Source organism: Spirosoma harenae (genome assembly GCF_054776975.1).
The window spans coordinates 162,683-180,797 of sequence record NZ_BAAHBD010000011.1 but is presented as its reverse complement, the minus strand read 5'-3'; the positions used below and the strand labels follow the sequence as shown (position 1 = coordinate 180,797).

Annotated in this window: 14 protein-coding genes; 7 read left to right on the top strand and 7 right to left on the bottom strand. The window is 43.8% G+C overall.

Annotation, left to right across the window (positions count from 1 at the left end):
- Window positions 1-41 precede the first annotated feature (41 nt).
- The 3 genes from ACYVE4_RS17500 to ACYVE4_RS17490 all read right to left on the bottom strand — a co-directional run bounded on the left by ACYVE4_RS17500 (window position 42) and on the right by ACYVE4_RS17490 (window position 2,294).
- Window positions 42-1,013, bottom strand: coding sequence for a hypothetical protein (locus tag ACYVE4_RS17500; RefSeq protein WP_461041470.1), 972 nt, complete (start codon window positions 1,011-1,013; stop codon window positions 42-44).
- Window positions 1,014-1,071: 58 nt separating this feature from the next.
- Window positions 1,072-1,857 (bottom strand): M56 family metallopeptidase, encoded by a 786-nt coding sequence (locus ACYVE4_RS17495; RefSeq protein ID WP_461041469.1) that lies wholly within the window; start codon window positions 1,855-1,857, stop codon window positions 1,072-1,074.
- 77 nt (window positions 1,858-1,934) lie between these two features.
- Window positions 1,935-2,294, bottom strand: a complete 360-nt coding sequence (locus ACYVE4_RS17490) for a BlaI/MecI/CopY family transcriptional regulator (RefSeq protein ID WP_461041468.1) — start codon at window positions 2,292-2,294, stop codon at window positions 1,935-1,937.
- Between the two features lie 106 nt (window positions 2,295-2,400).
- On the opposite strand from ACYVE4_RS17490, the gene ACYVE4_RS17485 reads away from it, so the two are divergent.
- The 3 genes from ACYVE4_RS17485 to ACYVE4_RS17475 all read left to right on the top strand — a co-directional run bounded on the left by ACYVE4_RS17485 (window position 2,401) and on the right by ACYVE4_RS17475 (window position 5,566).
- Window positions 2,401-2,877 carry a gliding motility lipoprotein GldH gene (locus ACYVE4_RS17485; protein WP_461041467.1) on the top strand — a complete coding sequence of 159 codons (477 nt, stop codon included), beginning with the start codon at window positions 2,401-2,403 and terminating at the stop codon, window positions 2,875-2,877.
- A 42-nt stretch (window positions 2,878-2,919) separates the two neighbouring features.
- Entirely contained in the window at window positions 2,920-3,558 is a 639-nt protein-coding gene (locus tag ACYVE4_RS17480; RefSeq protein WP_461041466.1) for a phosphatase PAP2 family protein, read from the top strand.
- A 115-nt stretch (window positions 3,559-3,673) separates the two neighbouring features.
- A complete protein-coding gene (locus tag ACYVE4_RS17475; RefSeq protein ID WP_461041465.1) occupies window positions 3,674-5,566 on the top strand; it encodes an amidophosphoribosyltransferase in 1,893 nt (630 codons plus the stop codon).
- Between the two features lie 72 nt (window positions 5,567-5,638).
- Here the strand turns inward: ACYVE4_RS17475 and ACYVE4_RS17470 are convergent, their stop codons facing one another.
- On the bottom strand, window positions 5,639-6,967 hold the full coding sequence (locus ACYVE4_RS17470; protein WP_461041464.1) for a vanadium-dependent haloperoxidase: 1,329 nt from the start codon (window positions 6,965-6,967) through the stop codon (window positions 5,639-5,641).
- A 256-nt stretch (window positions 6,968-7,223) separates the two neighbouring features.
- On the opposite strand from ACYVE4_RS17470, the gene dnaG reads away from it, so the two are divergent.
- Window positions 7,224-9,308 (top strand): DNA primase, encoded by a 2,085-nt coding sequence (dnaG, locus tag ACYVE4_RS17465; protein ID WP_461041463.1) that lies wholly within the window; start codon window positions 7,224-7,226, stop codon window positions 9,306-9,308.
- Window positions 9,309-9,379: 71 nt separating this feature from the next.
- Here dnaG and ACYVE4_RS17460 read toward each other — a convergent pair whose 3' ends face one another.
- Window positions 9,380-9,772: a hypothetical protein gene (locus ACYVE4_RS17460; protein WP_461041462.1), complete on the bottom strand. Its 393-nt coding sequence runs from the start codon at window positions 9,770-9,772 to the stop codon at window positions 9,380-9,382.
- Between the two features lie 293 nt (window positions 9,773-10,065).
- Between ACYVE4_RS17460 and ACYVE4_RS17455 the strand changes: the two genes are divergently transcribed.
- Window positions 10,066-10,761, top strand: coding sequence for a LuxR C-terminal-related transcriptional regulator (locus tag ACYVE4_RS17455; protein ID WP_461041461.1), 696 nt, complete (start codon window positions 10,066-10,068; stop codon window positions 10,759-10,761).
- 132 nt (window positions 10,762-10,893) lie between these two features.
- On the opposite strand, the gene ACYVE4_RS17450 is transcribed toward ACYVE4_RS17455, so the two are convergent.
- Window positions 10,894-12,426 (bottom strand): SusD/RagB family nutrient-binding outer membrane lipoprotein, encoded by a 1,533-nt coding sequence (locus tag ACYVE4_RS17450; protein WP_461041459.1) that lies wholly within the window; start codon window positions 12,424-12,426, stop codon window positions 10,894-10,896.
- Between the two features lie 51 nt (window positions 12,427-12,477).
- Window positions 12,478-15,648, bottom strand: coding sequence for a SusC/RagA family TonB-linked outer membrane protein (locus ACYVE4_RS17445; protein WP_461041458.1), 3,171 nt, complete (start codon window positions 15,646-15,648; stop codon window positions 12,478-12,480).
- A gap of 421 nt (window positions 15,649-16,069) precedes the next feature.
- Here ACYVE4_RS17445 and ACYVE4_RS17440 point away from each other — a divergent pair, with 421 nt between their 5' ends.
- On the top strand, window positions 16,070-16,894 hold the full coding sequence (locus ACYVE4_RS17440) for a phytanoyl-CoA dioxygenase family protein (protein WP_461041457.1): 825 nt from the start codon (window positions 16,070-16,072) through the stop codon (window positions 16,892-16,894).
- A gap of 5 nt (window positions 16,895-16,899) precedes the next feature.
- Entirely contained in the window at window positions 16,900-18,114 is a 1,215-nt protein-coding gene (locus ACYVE4_RS17435) for a sterol desaturase family protein (protein ID WP_461041456.1), read from the top strand.
- Window position 18,115: the final 1 nt, after the last annotated feature.

Genomic DNA, 18,115 nt, shown 5'->3' with positions numbered 1-18,115 from the left:
GGCTGATGCTGGGATTTTTTTGTTTTATAGATTTTTAGCTTTCAGAAATCTCCACTATAAAATGGGCTAAATACATAGTAACTGCTATCCCGTTTAGCACGCGTAGGTGCTGTTTGGATATGTAATTCAAACCTTGATTCAGGGTTGTCAGCCCGAAACCATTGGTTATAAGGCCGTTCTCTTATATAAAGTCGGGCTACTTCGCGAACGTGAATTGTCTTTACATCGGCGATGGTAGAAGGTATATGATTGATAAATACATCAACAGTTTTAGCGAATTCGTCGTACACTTGCAGGTGCTCGTTTTTCGTACGCTCAACGAGTGCGTTTTTATTGTGAAAAAAAGTTGCTTCGAGCAACTGATTCATGTTGAATGAAAACGTCTCACCAAGTGGATATTTCGAGATAGCCGCTGCCTGAAGTAACGTAAAAAACTGCTTACGTTTTGCGTCAAAAGGGATAGGTTTTGGGCTAGTTTGGATAAAGATTTTATAAGTTTTAGCTTCTTTATTATCCAGATACTCAGGTTGGTGCATTACAAATAATTCACTAACAAACTCCGGAGATAAGGTTGATAGTTTCTCAGTCGCAACTACTTGACCATCAATATAGACTTCAGAATCATATTGATAATCTTCATGCAGGTTAAATTGGTTGCCTTTTATTTGTACTACAACGGGTTTACTTTCAACGAGCTTTATGTCCGATTGGCGACCGTATATAGCCATATGACGGTACCAGGATTTCTGCTCTTCAAGATCGGCAACCAACGCTCTCGTTGGACTAGTAGCGGGCAATCTATTAGTAGTAGTTTTTATTTTTGGAGATAACGAATTATTAATCAGGTCAATGTTAGTTTGGCTTTCATGCTTACAGGCCAATCCCATAGCGCCCATAATCATCACCCAAACTGCATAGCGCCACCAGGCGGATATACCAGAACGATGGCTATTCATCATACCTATGCGTTGGCGTAAGCTAGGGCCGTTGAATTGGTTTGTGAAAGTATACATGGCAGGCTAAATGGGCTCAGGAATTACCTTGTAAGTTTCGATTTGTTGAAATGATTTGTCAGGCTCGGTTCCCTGATGCTATACTGACTTTCAAGAGGTTGTACTGGTACGCTTTGGCATCTATGCCTTCGGCCAATACGCTTCGGTCGGCACTGAACTCGAGCGTTTGCTGAAGTAGATGACGGAATAAATAAGCAGCTGGGTTGAACCAGAAAATGATACAAACCAATTCTGCACCGATCATATCAAGGCTATGGCGCTCCCGAACATGAACGCGCTCATGTCTTAGAATTTGGTCTAACTCATTAGTTGTATGCTGATTAGGGTTTAAAACGACCCAATCAAAAAATGAAAACGGCGATGTAACCTGTTCATTAACAACCAACATGAAATCATCGTAGGATTCCTGCCTTGACCGACCAATCAGTTTCCGAAGGGATGCCAATTGAACACCGAATCGACTTAGCAAAAGTATAACACCGACTATATATAGGACAATCAGGCCTTTTTGCCATGACCAGACAAATTGTTTCGGTCTGTTTTGAAGGGCCTTATAGGTTTTTTGATTTGGAAAGGTAATCGTTATCTCAGCTTCTATAGCCGATGGTTTGGAAAGTACTTTCGGTACGATAATCTGCGCCGTTCGGTGCATAACCGAACGTACGTGTTGGGGGCGCCAATCGGGTAATTCAAGCAGGGGAAGTACCATAGCACCCGCAAAACCCAGCCAGAGGGCTAGTCTATTAGCGCTAAAAAACGTTTCATGTCGGAGCAAAACATAATAAGCAAGACTCACAACGGCCAATAAACCATTGACTAACACAACGTAGCGCAGAGTTTCCATGTTTTACAGCGTTATGAATTGTTGGAGATCGTCATGCATAGCTATTGTACTTTATAGATATCCCTGACGATTGGTAATTACTTTTTTTCAATCATCGCTAGAATTTCGCGTAACTCATCTGCTGAAATCTTCTCATTCTGAGCAAAGTAGCTAACCAGATTTTTGTACGAATTGTCGAAATATTCATCCACTACTTTCTTTAATACGAACCGATTCTGGTAAGCTTCTTTGGTGATAATAGGATAGTATTCATGCGTGTTTCCATAAGCCTTATGGCCAACGTAACCCTTTTCTTCCAGGTTGCGAACGATTGTCGAAACAGTATTATAGTGTAGTGGAGGGTCCGTAAACAGAGGAACCATATCTTTTACATACCCTTGCTCCATTTTCCAGAGCACCTGCATGACCTCTTCTTCTTTGGCAGTTAGCTTTTCCATAGAACAAAGCTAAAACTATTTTTATCGTTTACAAACTAGGTGCATAGTTTTTTGCAATTTGAAAAGCCAGTCTGACCGTTGTAGCTTTGTAAACTATTTATTGAACATGAAACAACTGGGATTAGGGCTGTTTATAATGTTGCTGGCGATTGGCTGCGACACAAATGCAGTTTATAAAGAATATACTGATATCGACGACGGAAAATGGTATATCAAAAATGCACCTTCGTTTACGTTCGAGATCACGGATACCTCTATTCCGTATAATATCTATTATAATCTCCGCAATAGCCTGTCGTACGGATATTATAATCTCTACCTGACTCGGTATCTGCGTGATGCGACCGGGAAAGAAATTGAATCGCGGCTAGACGAGCTGATTTTGATGGACCCTAAAACGGGTAAACCCAATGGCGATGGTTTAGGCGATTTATTCGATCATAAATTCCTGATGAAGCGAAATTATAAATTTCCGAAACCCGGAAAATACACGATGCAAATCCGGCAGTATATGCGTCAAGACCCACTGCTAAACATTTTGAGTGTTGGGATCACGGTTGAAAAAGCCGCTTCCGCCCACTAAAAGAGTTGTTGTCTCGATCTGGATAACAATGAATTATGTAGAATGCTAGCTGAATTACTTCGTAAAAATCGATTCTTTTTTGTTCTTTATGCCTTGGCGCTAGTGGTTATGGGTGCCCTGCAATTGATCTTCACGCAGGAGCAACTTATGCAATGGGTGAATACGCGGAATAGTTGGCTGGGCGACCAACTCTTTCCGTATATAACGTACATGGGCGACGGCGCTTTTTACGTTGTTGTATGCTTTATCCTCCTGATTTACAACTGGCGAATTGGTTTGATGGGGTTTGCCAGTTTTGCGCTGTCGTCGCTCACATCCGAGTTTTTAAAGAAAGTGGTTTTTACAGATTCGCCCCGCCCGTTGAAATTTTTTGAGCACTCTACATTTCAATACCATATTATAGAAGGGCTTGATATTCACAGTTATAATAGTTTTCCGTCGGGGCATACTACAACCGCCTTCGCTATGTTTGGTTTGCTGGCCTTCCTTTATAAGGGCAAGAAATGGGGATGGGTTCCCTTTGTTCTAGCTGCTCTTGCAGGCTATTCCCGCGTTTATTTATTTCAGCATTTTGTGGAAGATGTTTACGTCGGATCAATTGTTGGGACAGTTTCATCAGTAATTATTTACCTTTTGCTGTTTAAATGGGCCACAAAAGATCAAGAATTGAACAGCAAGTAACTCTGCTTTTCTCTACCTTTGTTTATACCCCTATCGAACCATTGTCAGCGTAGGGCCGTTACCCCTTTGATACTTCATTACTGACAGCAACCAACGTGCTTCGACAAACTCTTTCATGAGCGACGCCATCAAACACGAATGCGGAATTGCCCTGATTAGGCTCCGCAAACCTTATCAGTATTACATCGATAAGTACGGGACTCCTCTGTACGCAGCCAACAAGCTTTATCTGCTGATGGAAAAGCAGGTCAATCGCGGCCAGGATGGAGCTGGAATCGCCAACATTAAGCTGGACGTTCCCCCCGGTCATCGATACATCAGTAGATACCGTTCTGTTGATCAGCGACCCGTAACGGACATTTTCGAAAAAGTTAACAAGAAATTCCGGAAGGCGCTGAAAGGCAATAAACACAAGTCCAAAGATGCTCAATGGCTCCAGGAAAATGTTGCGTTTACGGGCGAAGTCTGGATGGGGCACCTGCGCTACGGTACGCATGGATCTAACGAAATCGAGAATTGCCATCCTATGCTTCGGCAAAGTAACTGGCGGAGTCGGAATCTGGTCGTAGCGGGGAACTTCAACATGACCAATGTAGATGAACTGTTCGGCAAGCTTGTCTCATTGGGGCAGCACCCAAAAGACAAGGTCGATACCGTTACCGTAATGGAAAAAATCGGCCACTTTCTGGATGAAGAAAATCAGCGCGTATTCGAGCGATTTAAGGGAATCTACGAAAACCCGGATCTTTCGGACATTATCGAAGACAATCTGGACCTTCAGCGCGTTCTTCACCGGTCCTGCCGTGATTTTGATGGCGGCTATGCAATGGTCGGTATGACTGGCTATGGGGCTGCCTTCGTGGCTCGCGATCCGGCTGGTATCCGTCCCGCTTACTACTATGCGGATGATGAAATTGTTGTTGTCGCATCGGAGAAACCTGCTATTAAAGCTGCTTTTAATGCTGAATATAGTGAGATCCGGGAAGTACAGCCTGGTCATGCGCTCATCATTGATAAGTATGGCGAGTACATGGAGCAGCAGTTTGTTCAGCCAATCGAGAAGAAATCATGCAGTTTCGAACGAATTTACTTCTCGCGAGCGACTGATCCTGACATTTATAATGAACGTAAGGCTTTAGGCAAACTGCTTATTCCGCAAATCCTGAAAGAAGTAGATTACGATCTTGAAAACACGGTCTTCTCGTACATTCCCAATACGGCCGAAACGGCTTTCTTTGGCATGGTAGAAGGCTTGGAAGAATACCTCTATAAACAGCGTAAAAAAGCAATTATGGAGGGAATTCTTTTCGAAGAAGAACTGGATCGGGTACTCTCTTTCCGGCCACGGATTGAGAAATTAGTGGCTAAAGATGTAAAACTGCGAACGTTTATAACCGACGATTCTCAGCGTGATGACATGGTGTCGCATGTGTACGATACAACGTTTGAAGTCATTAAGAAGGGGAAAGATAACGTCGTGGTTGTTGATGATTCCATCGTTCGGGGAACCACACTTGAGAAGAGTATTCTGCGGATGCTGGACCGGCTTGGCCCTAAAAAAATAGTTATTGTTTCGTCGGCTCCACAAATTCGTTTCCCGGACTGTTATGGCATTGATATGTCGAAGTTTAAAGAATTTGTGGCTTTCCGGGCTGTTATGGAGTTGCTTCGTGATCGTGCGCAGGAATATCTGCTTGATGAAGTATATGCCCAATGCGTAGCAGCTATCGAATCCGGTAATGCAACCCAGCAGAATTATGTAAAGGCCCTGTTTGAGCCATTTACGCACGACGAGATCTCGAAAAAAGTATCTGATATTGTCACGCCAGACGATTTGAAGGCTGAAGTAGCGGTCGTTTACCAAACCGTTGAAAACTTACATAAAGCCTGCCCCAATCATACTGGCGACTGGTATTTTACGGGCGATTATCCGACACCAGGTGGTAATAATGTAGTGAATAAAGCTTTCGTCAATTTTATGGAAGGTAAACTAGTAAGAGCTTATTAAGCTACTAGTTACATAAATACAATAGGGAGCGTAACGATGTTACGCTCCCTATTGTATTTATAGTAGGTCTGATTATTTTTCCCAAGCGAGTGCATTAACGTTAGCACCTATTTTCTTGCCTTCAGCAAGTCCGGTTTCGTTGTCCTGCCGAGTATGAATATTTCCATAGAAACGGGAGTCTGCAGATTCCTGAGCAGCTTGATGAAACGACGTAAACGACCGGGCTTTAAAATCAATATTTCGAGCTGCATCTTTTGCCCGACCTACATGTGAATCGTCAGTAAACGCAAAACTTTCACCGTAAACAGCCGTCAGGACTTCAGCCGCTGACGAGGATTGGGTGGCATGTCCGGATGGATAACCTGGAAAAGGTGGGGCCGGCCAGAAAGGTAACCAGGCCGGATCAATCGCGAGCCGCACATACGTGAAAGGACGAAGATTATTATATGTGTATTTACAGCGCCAGCAGAGAGTAAAAGCATCAGCAACAGCAATGCCCGTGCGAGCAAAAGTTTCGGCAGCTTTGGCCAAATTGGCTTTGGATGTATTTACGGCAATTCGCGCTAAACTATAGGAGTGACCGGGTGGCGTAAACGTTTCGACTGGATTATCAGCCCACCAAACCGCAATTTCTTTTTCGGTTTGGGTTAAGCTTTTCGACTTATTATAAACGTCTAGATACTGATTAAACACAGCCGATTTGACATCGGTTGAGTGAGTAAGCGGCTTTGGCATGGGTAATGTTTCGTTTGCTTTCACAAACGTTCTGACTTTTCCCCAATAAGGCTGCATTGGGATTTTTTGCCCGTTTTCGGTAGGTTGCCATAGTCCAGCGCCTACAGGAACTACATAACTTGCTGGAAAATTACGTGTGTAGCCAGCATCTCCGCCATCTGTTTTCGACCATTCGAACAGCGCATCAGCGATTTTCTTTCCGAATTCAATGGAACGCTGATTAACTGTTTCGTCGGTGTCTTGAAATGTTGTCAATAAAGCCGTTTCTAATGAATCAATAAGTGTTTTATTCGCTGCACTGGTTGTGGGAAACAAACTTCTCAGGATAGAAGCTTCTGCCGCATTAGCACTTACCGCCCAGTTGTAAATTTTAGCCGATTCTGCCAGAGGCAACGTTGTCAGTCCTTGCAATTGACCTGCTAATGATTTACGATTGCCAATACCAGGCACAACAGCTTCATACATAGCCAAACCAGCGTATCCATACGCTCGCGAAGCCACGGGAGGAGTAAAACCAGGAGTAGTTTTCGTTAACTTTAAGTGTAAAGCTGCCCATTGAGTTGCTACATCACTTGCATATTGATTGGCTGATTTTCCACCTGCGGAAGGTGTTGGCGTAACATCATCGGTAGGCTGGATTCGGCAGGCTTGAAAGAGAGCAACCAAAATTAGTGCAAGCAGTAAACCTCTGTGGTTGCGTATTAATACTGATCCTGGATCGGAATGCTTATGACAATCAGTAGGCAAACGTGTATTCATATTGAGTGGGGTGGCAATTGCCAGATATCCAGCGGTCGATGAGGAGTTTAGCAAAAACGTTGCCAGAAAGAGATGCCTTTACCTTGTATTTGATCCCGTAATTAGAGAGAACAGGTCGACTTTCGACGTAAATTTGATCATCGAATAAAGCCAAAACGATACAATGCGTATTCCCGAAGAAACCGTTGAACGAATTCGTCAGTCTGCCGATATTCTGGAGGTAATTAATGACTTCGTTTCGCTCAAAAAGCGAGGTACTAATTACATTGCCTGCTGCCCATTTCATAATGAGAAAACCCCATCATTTAATGTAAATCCTGTTCGACAGATTTATAAATGTTTCGGATGTGGTAAAGCCGGGGATTCCGTTCGGTTTGTGATGGATATTGAGAATATCGGATATGGCGAAGCACTGCGCTATCTGGCTAAAAAATATGGTATTGAAATTCAGGAACAGGAACAAACACCTGAAGATTTATTACGTCAGAACGAACGCGAGAGCTTACTGATCGTACTCAATTTCGCCAAAACATTCTTTCAGGAAACGCTCTTAACTTCTGACGAAGGGAAAAGTATCGGTCTCAGCTATTTCCGTGAACGTGGTTTCACAAATCCAACGATTGACGCTTTTGAATTGGGATACACGCTCGATCAATGGGATGTATTGCTGCGAGAAGGTCAACGTCGGGGCTATAGCGTCGAACTACTTGAAAAAGCTGGTTTGATTTTAAGTAAGGAGGGTAATTCTGGGCAGGATAAACGTTTATTCGATCGATTCCGGGGCCGAGTAATGTTCCCGATTCATAATGTATCGGGTCGGGTGATTGCGTTTGGAGCCCGGATTCTGAAAACAGACAAAAACCAACCGAAGTACCTGAATTCACCCGAAACAGCGGTCTATCATAAAAGCCAGGTCTTATACGGAATCTTTCAGGCTAAACAGACGATTCGGCAAGAAGACGTTTGCTATTTGACGGAAGGTTATACGGATGTTATCTCCCTTCATCAGGCCGGAATTAAAAACGTAGTCGCTTCGTCAGGTACGTCGCTTACAACCGAACAGATTCGACTGATTAGTCGCTTTACGCCCAACGTGACTATTCTGTACGATGGCGATGCGGCTGGGATCAAAGCTGCTCTACGCGGTCTTGATATGGTGCTGGAGGAAGGTCTAAACCTAAGACTTCTCTTATTACCTGATGGAGAAGATCCGGATAGCTACGTTCATAAGGTTGGGGCAGATGCTTTCAAAACGTATATCCAAAACAACTCCCAGGATTTTATCGACTTCAAAGCAAGTCGGTGGTTAACCGAAGCGGGAGACAATCCGCTAAAACGGGCTGAGGGAATCTCAGACGTTTGCGCTAGCATAACCAAAATACCTGATCCACTCAAACGGCAAACGCTTTCACAACGGGTTGCTCAGGTATTTCATGTAAGTGAGCAATCGGTTATTTCAGAAATTAATAGATTGCTTCGCAAGCAGCAGGATCAGACTAAAAAAGATTCCGAACGTCAGCGACGACCGGAAACTCCTCGAAATAACCAGCCTGCTTCAAATACGACTTTACCCGCGAGCGAGCCTTCACTGGATGATATAAATGCGCTTTTGGATGGATTTAGTATTGAAGAACCTGATATCGCTAATTACGGCTCAATCATGCCAACGCCAGCGCTTGCTCCAGTTGAGCGCACAAAGCCCATTAGAACGCCTTTAGCCGATGAAGAGGAGGAATGTATCCGATTATTGATGAACTACGGTGCGCGTGAGTTAGAGCCCGACATCACTCTCTGCCAATACGTACTGAGTGAACTAAACGAAATTGATTTTCAAACGGAGCCGTATAATTTGATCTTAAGCCTTTATCGGGAAGCGTATAGTCGAGGGGAAATTTTAACGGTGAACGATTTTCTAAATCATCAACTATCAGATGATCGAGAAATACAGAATCAGGCCATCCATTTGACGACCTCTCGCTATGAACTAAGTGATGGATGGAAAAAGCATGAAATTCTGGTGCCTTTGGAAGAGGAAATCGGCATTCTGGCTCATTCTGCCTACAGAAATATCCTTCGGATCAAAAAAATGCTAGCCGAACAGCGAATGGAAATTCTGATACAATCCATGCGGAAACCAGGTATGTTACCTGATGAATCAGACCAACTGTTAATTGAATATATGCACTACAAGCGAATCAATAACGAAATTTCAAGCTTGCTGGGTACTGTGATTTCAGGGCAACGATGAACGAATATTGAAAATGCCCCAGTTATGCTTAATAACTGGGGCTAACCTTTATCAATAGGAAAGGGTGAACACTATGCTTGAGCTACCGTCACAGCGCTAAATACGCTAATTAATTCGGCATCAATTTTTCGATTTAGCTCATCCAACAGGCTTGCATGTGAATGCAATTGACCAGGTTTCGAAGGCTGAGCCGACCGACCTGTTTTTTGCTTCGACATGTCAAGCATCAATGTCATTAACACATCACTCATGTGCTCACGAAGCTCGATAAGCTTCCGTAAACGAGCTTTATTGGCTGCAGGCTGCTGACGGGCTGTTTTCTGTAATGAGTTAATAGCCTGGGTCAACTTGGCATAACGATGATGGAAGGCATCCGTTGCTCTTGCCCACTCCATAACCACTTTCTGAATTTCCTCAGCTGACGCTTCGTAGCTGGAAAACTTTGCTGATTCTTCCTGATTCATCGCTTTTGCTTAACTGCCGTGTTGTTTTTGTTTGATGATTCAAAACTAGCCCTGCTCCTATGTGTACGCAAACGCGCACGCGTGAAATCACCCATTTTACGCGTGAAATCACCTTTTTTGTGTGAAATCACCCTAATTTGAGTGCAAAATCACACGTATTTCAGGCTCAAATCACCTTGGTAATTTTAAGTTTAGGAAACCGTTCATCCAGAAAATTTGGAATTTCATCTAACTAGTGTTACCGAAATCAAAGAAATGGTAGTAACTTCAAGCACCCATATATGTAAAAGATCATGAACCATTCTATCGGTGTCCAGGAGGGCACCAAAAATTTTACTATTCGCAGGAGGGACTTTTCTATTCTCGTGGCGCAATCCGAACTTTTTAATTGTGAGGTATTAAGCCAGTTGTTAACCGAACAAGGTTATAACGTGGTTGGCCGAGCAGTTGAAATGGAAGACACACTTCAGCAGATTCGCGTAAAACGCCCAAAGTGTGTTATTCTGGAATCAGAAATATCGGGTCAGCGTAGCTTCGATATAGTTGAGCAGATTCAGCATGCCAATCAGCAAACCAAATTTATTCTGTATACTCGTAAGCCTGATCTGCGTATGGTAGCTAGTGCCATGCAGAAAGGCTTTTTTGGCTTTATATATGCCTCAGACGGTCTGGAAGAGCTTTATCGATGCTTTCAGACGGTTAGTAATGGAGGCTGCTATTATAGTAACGGATTTATGGATTTGCTGAAAAATTTCGGCGTTGACGTAATTTCTGATACTACTCGGAATGAACTAAACCGGCTAACCGAGCGTGAACGCGAGGTGCTTCGGATGATTGCCAGTGGACATACATCCGATGATATTGCTGATCGATTAAATATTAGTTACCGGACAGCTGTGAATCACAAAGCACATATTGCACGAAAACTGAATTTAAAAAGCTGCCGGGATCTCCCCCGATATAGTATCACCGTCAAAAATTACCTTTAGATTTTGTTACATTTCCTACTAGCTATTGTAGGGCAAAAGGCTTGTCTTTGAATAGTTTATTATTCTTTACTTATATAAAAACTTTAAGGGCCTGGTTATAGCAACCAGGCCCTTAAAGTTTTTGAAACAGGCTTATTGTTTATCCCACCACACGCGCGTATCAAGATTGTCGGGACCTTGTCGCTTGGTGGCTTCATTAAGCTGAGCCAGATTTACGGATGCTTCCTGATCGGGATAGGTTAGGCGATTAATGAAGTTCCCTTTTATTTCCTTACCTGGATAAGGATTGGGAGCTAGAGCTGGGTAGCCACTCCGACGGAAGTTTGCAAAGGCTTCAGGGCCATTCAATAGAGAAGCTATCCAATATTGCGTATTGATCATCTCTAGGCCTTTAGCAGCTACGTATGGATTTGCTTGTAAATAAGCCGTAATAGCAGCCGCTGGAACGAGCGATGTTGCATCATAATCACCTAACTGTTGCATATGAGCCGTTATCCCTGCGCTGTAAAAATCAGCTGGATTTCCGGTTGTCCAGCCGCGCTGTGCAGCTTCAGCCAATAGTAATTGCGTTTGAGCGTAGGTAACTAAATAGCAAGGCGCATCAAATTTGCCCATTCGAGTGCGATCTAATTGCGAATAGTCGTAAAAACTGGCTAAGCCATCAGCAGTTGCGCGTGCTGGAATCGTACCATTATCGTAACCCATGGGCATACCAAGCTGGGCAGAAGGCTCACGATTTGCTTTGGCCGCCGTTTGCTCGGGTCCACTTTTAGCACCTACGTAGCGCACTGCAATAGACGTTAACCGAGGATCGGATGTCGATTTTAGGTAATCGACAAAGTTCTTGGTTAAATAAAAATTAGCAGCTTCTGTTGAGGTCAGCGTATTCCCCACACCATTTTTATAATTGGCGTCGTTCCGAACAACGGCGTTATCAGCATTGGATTGCATCAAACCTCCTGCCACGGCTTTCTGTACGGTCGACTGGGCGAGTGTCGGATTCACTTTCGATAAACGCATGCCAGCACGCAGCAACGTCGAATAGCCAAATCGTTTCCACTGAGAAATGTTGCCTTTATAAACAACCTCACCCGTTTCGATAGTCTTCGCTGCATCAAGCGATGCTGTAGCTTCGGTCAACTCTTTAATCAGGTCGTTATAAATGCTCTCCTGCGTATCATATTTTGGTGTCGTATTTCCTTTTAAGTAGCCAAGGCCTGCATCCGTGTAAGGAATGTCGCCGTAGGTATCGGTAAGCACCATAAACGAATACGCTTTCCAAATACGAATCATATTGTACAGATTCGTCCGGTTAGCATCTGACTTGGTTTGATTCAGGATATCGACCAGGTACCGGATGTTGTTTTGGTAATATTGACGCCACAGACCTCCGTTGTTACCCGTGGGCCCACGATTATCAATATTGAAGTTGCCACCCGAATTGATCCCTGAGTTAGGGGTGAAAATTTGCTGAACAATCCCTTCCTCAAAAATCAGGGTCGAACCAGGAAACGCGGTATTGATAACCGCATTATTGAAGGTGAAGACGGGATTTAGCGAAGTTGCTGCCGTTGGATTGATGTTGAGTCCATCGAAGCCTTTATCACAGCTGCTTAGGCCAGTCAGCACGGCAATCAATGGTATATACAGGAGTTTCTTTTTCATAAAAACTTATCGGTTCTGGGTTTTCGATAGCTGCCGAAAACCATATTCCTTTTAAAATTTAACGTTCAGGTTAAAGCCAATGCTACGTGTGATTGGCAAACCGGTTGATTCTAAGCCAATCAGGTTATCGGAACTGAATCCGAACTGTTCAGGATCAATATTTGGCACCCATTTCTTAATGACAGCTACGTTATTTGCAATTGCACTTACACGAATGCCTTTAATAAACAGGCTTTTTGGCAAGAAGCTGGTGAAATCATACCCAATGCTGATCTGGCGAAGTTTCCAGAAACCGGCATCATACAATACCTGCTCACCCAGACTCTTCGTGCGGCCAACCGAGTAGTAATCCTGTACAAATGCACGAACGGCATTGGTTTCTCCTTTTTCATTGACGCCGACACCCACCATTTTATTATCAGCATCGCCACGACCAACTAACGTTTCTTTTTGCAGTCCATGACGGAATGCATTCAGATTCGTACCTGAAATCATGTTAGCCCCTAGTTTGAAATCGATCAGGAAAGAGAGGTTAATTCCTTTATAATTAAAGGTGTTCGTGATTCCACCAATATATTTTGGAATCGCTGAGCCAAACGAAATTGGGGTAGCTGAACGGTTTGGTTGACCATCACCACCGTGTATGATGCGACCCTGGGCATCCCGTGCGTATCCGTATGTGTACAACTGACCAAGCGGTTGACCCACTACCTGCCGAAGCTCACCAACATAAATTCCGTTACCAACAACAATGCTTTCTCCTGGCGTGTCTGTCAGTAGTCGCAGCAGTTTGGTTTCATTGTAGGAACCGTTCAGAATAACATCCCAGAAGAAATTTTTCGTGCGAACCGGCGATATCGTTAATAAAGCCTCGACACCACGGTTACGACTTTCTCCGCTGTTAATCAAAGTGGTCGTGTATCCGGATGCGTCGGACGATTGTACAGATACGATCTGGTCGCTGGTAACCTTGTTATAATAGGCCAGATCTAATGCGATTCGGTTATTCAGCATTTTTAACTCCAGACCAAATTCGGTTTCAGCGGTCCGGCTTGGTCGAAGCGTAGCGCTTGGAACTGTGCTGGATGTAATATTGCCAACGGGTTGTCCGGCAAATGTAGCTGAGCTAACCGAATAGAACAGGTTATTTGAATAAGGCGCTACATCGCCATCACTACCTACTTCTGCATAAGCAGCTCGTATTTTACCAAAGTTCAACCAACCAGGTAAAGCTTCAAACGCTTGTGAGAAAACAAAGCTACCCGTAACCGATGGGTACAAAATGCTGCGGTTAGCAGCTGCTAGAGTTGAGAACCAGTCATCACGAATCGTTCCGTTCAGGTAGAGGAAGTCTTTGTACGAGAGTTCTGCCGCTGCATACAAAGAATTTACTTTTCGTTCGCTCAAACTATAAGTTGGATCTTTCAAACGACCATTTTGTGGAACATACAATCCACGAATAACGAAATCCGTAACCATGGTGCTGTTTGCATCACTACGTCTGTAGAGCTGGTTTCCACCAAGTGTTATGTCTACACCAATAGAGCCAAATTTCCGGTTTGCGCCGATCAGGAAATCGGTGTTGAGTTCGCGGAAGCGACGAACTTCCTGTACGTAAGCACCATTCACATAACCAGCCGGAGCAGCTGCCAGAGAAGCCTGACCAGTAGGGAAGTTATAGTCCTGATCCCGTGACCAGTAGTCCTGGCCAACCCGTCCCTGAACATACAGCCAGTCCGTTACGTTATAGCGTGCCGATACGTTGCCAAACAAACGATCCCGACGGATATTCTCAAACTTATAGTTCAGGACAAAGTAAGGATTCGTACGGTTCATGAAGCGCGAGTAAACGAATTCATTGCCTGTAGACGGATTAATCTGATTCGCTTCCAGGACGTCCAGCGGCATTGAGTTCGCCAGTGTATAAATCACCGTTGGCGTACTATTATCCTGTTGGGCGATCTGGGGCGGGTTTTTGTTATACTCATTCGAGTAATTGATAGTGCCCGTAACTGTCAATCGAGAGGATAGATTGTAGCTAAAACCCAGGTTAAGCGTTTTACGGTTGAAGGTATTATTCGGCGTAATACCTTTATTGTCGGTGTTCGACAGCGAAAGATTGAAGCCTCCTTTTTCGCTGTTGGACGATACGGCTATCGAATTTGTCCAGGTTGAGCCATCCCGATAAAATTTATTAATTCGGTTACGAACGGGTTCATATGGCACACTTACGCCACCAAACAATACCTGGGTCTGCCCAGCAAACTTCTCCCCAAAGCTCCAGACACCTGACGTTGGATTGGGCGCCGTTGGCCGAACGCCATATTCTCCCTGGCCATATTCATACTGATAATCTGTAAAGTCTAATGGACGATCGGTTGTAAAGTTTGTGTTATAGCTTACCCCAATGCCAGGACTAACGCCTTTGGTTTTCGTGGTAATCAGAATAGCTCCGTCTTTAGCGCGGGAACCATACAGAGCAGCAGCCGTGCCACCTTTTAAAACGGTCATGCCTTCGATATCGTCGGGATTGATCGACGAAAGGCCATCACCACCATCTGAATAGTTTCGGTCGCGACCCGCAACCGAGTTATCTCCACCCACGTTTCCATTGTTTTGACCAAAATTGGTGTTATCAATTGGAACGCCGTTGACAACAATCAAGGGATTGTTCTGACCGGAGAAAGAGGACTGGCCGCGAATCCGGATTTTACTAGTTCCGGCAGCTCCTGTGCCCAAGCTCGAGATGTTTACCCCAGCAATTTTACCTTGCAGAGCATTCATAAAGTTGACAGTCCGGTTGGTCGTAATCTGCTCGGCAGCAACAGTTGCAGTAGCGTAGCCTAGCCGTTTCGATTCTTTTTTAATACCAAGTGCCGTTACGACAACTTCTCCTAGATTCTGTTCCGCTTCCTGAAGCGTAATGGTCAATTGCGTTTGATTGCCAATCGATTGGGTTTGCCCAGTAAATCCGATGGCACTAAAAACAAGTGTGGCATTGGGCCCAACATTGAGCGTAAAGTTTCCGCTTCCATCGGTCGTAGTACCTAGCTGTGTGTCTTTCACCAGAATATTAACTCCCGGAATCGGTTGCTGATCTTTACTGGAGAGCACACGTCCTGTTACTCGGCGATCCTGCGCCTGAGCAACCTGTGTAGTTAGAAATACAGCCCATAGTAACAAGTAATACAGGCTGACTTTCACTCGTAGATTGTGTTTCATTGAAGGATAGGTTTTTATTGTAGGTCAAAAAAGACAAAATAATCTTTTTATATTATTATTTAATAAAGTGTGAATTTGACACTTTTTATTCGCTATTCCAATATCAGATTAAAAAAATTTGGAATTTTAAAATGTACTATTCACCTTTGTCTATCAATATAGGGGGGTTATTTGCGGCAAGGCACAACTGGCTGTAAGAAATCTAATCCTTGTTTAATTGGTTACCAGATTATGAATAAACATAATTTTACTTAATTGCTTCAGAGGTAGTTAATGGATTAGCTTAACCGGTTTTAGAATCGATTTACTACTTACTACGGCATAGTCTTTGTCAGTTTTCAGCAAACGTTCAGTTTGCTTTTCATTAACAAAAATACTATACTAATTATATAGATTATATAGTATAAAAACAAATTAACCAATGCTTGTATCAACTCTTGAACCATCAGTTTCAACGCAATCGATTATCGGATTAACTGACGAACAATCAGCATTTTTTCATAAAAATGGGTTTCTCCATATCAAAAACTTTGTAAGCCGAGATACTGTACAGCTTTTTCTAAAGGAACTTCAGCGTGTCGAAGCAAATTGGATTGCTGAAAAAGTTGATAAAATCAACGGAACTCCGATTAAATACGGTCGGGATGAGAATGGACAGACGATTGTGCAACGCTTTGCTTTTTCATCTCTTTTTAGTCCGGCATTGCAGGAGTTTCTGCACGATGATCGACTGCAGGCATTAACCGCTCTTTTACAACCGTATGAGGGACGTATTAGTGAAGAAGAAAAAGACGGCTTAGTCGTCAACCACTATGTGCGTACGCCCGATAGTAATTTTTCGCGGATGGGTTGGCATACCGATAGTCCGCGGGATTTATTTCTAGGGCATCGAATCCGACCAATGCTCAATGTAGGATTGCATTTGGATGATTGCCCAATAAGTAATGGCGGCCTGCGCGTATTGCCGGGCACCCATCGGCAAAATACGCTGATGACCCTGTTCCGCAAACGACAATTCATTGACCACCGCCCAGACAAACGTGAAGTGGGGTTCGATATTGAAGCGGGTGATTTGACGATTCACAATGGCAGTTTGTGGCATCGGGTGGAGCAGTCGCCCAAACTAGGTGCTGAAAGTCGTCGCCGGGTTATGTACATTCCAATTATTACGGGCGACTATCAGCCCAAAAACGCATCGAGCAAAACGCCATTTTATCACATTCTTGGCAAAAAAATCCTTCGTTAGCGCTTATGAATTTTAACTGGCTGGCATTTGCGGTTCCGCTGTTTCTGCTCTTCATCGGGCTGGAATACCTGGTTGCCAAACGACAGAAAAAATCCTATTTCCGATTCAATACGTCGGTAGCGAATTTGAACGTCGGAATCGCTGAGCGACTGCTAGACAGTTTTACAGTTGGTCTATTCTATTTTGTCTATGACTATCTGCATCGCCATTTTGCTTTGTTCGACATTAAAGCGAATGCTTGGACCTGGATCGGGTTGTTAATCGCGACAGATTTTGTCTGGTATTGGTATCATCGATTAGCGCACGAAATCAACGTATTCTGGGCGGTTCATGTCGTACATCACCAGAGCGAAGATTTCAATTACACCGTTTCTGCCCGAATTACGGTTCTCCAGGCTGCAGTACGAACCGGTTTCTGGTCTATTTTGCCCATTATCGGATTTCCCGCCGAGATGATTACGACCATCCTTTTAGTACATGGTCTATACCCATTTTTTATTCATACACGTACTGTTGACAAATTAGGCTGGCTCGAATATATACTCGTGACACCTTCACACCATCGTGTTCACCACGCCAGCAATCCGGAATATCTGGATAAAAATTATGGTGATGTATTTATTATCTGGGACAAACTTTTCGGAACGTTTGCAGAAGAAAAGGATGAGCCAACGTATGGTTTAACGAAACCGCTCAACAGTCATAGTTTTTTGTGGCAGCATTTCCATGGTCTACTGGAAGTGTTCGTTGCTGCATATCAGGCGGACGGTTGGACAGCTAAATTTCAGTTATTATTCGGACGCCCGGATTCGGTCGATCCAACGATCCGAACAGAATTGGAAGCGCAATTCTTATCCTCTAGCCGATCCGATAACCATACAAAAAGTCGACGGTTTCGGGGCTATGTAGCGGGTCAATTAGCGGGTGTGCTCATCATACTGTTTTCGTTTCTGCTCGTTGACGCATACCTACCGCTACACCTTAGTTTGCTCATCGTGCTGTTTATTCTACTGACATTAATTAACTGTGGTGCTTTGCTCGAACAGCGACAGTGGGTTCTCTATCTGGAAATTAGTCGGGTAGCTGTGCTTTGGTTAGGGCTGTATGCCACCTTAGGATATCCGATGCTTATTGTACTTGCCTACATCGGTGCATTATCCCTCTGGGCCTATTTTTCACTCGTTCAAAAACGGTATTTCCAACTCGTCTATGGCAATTAAT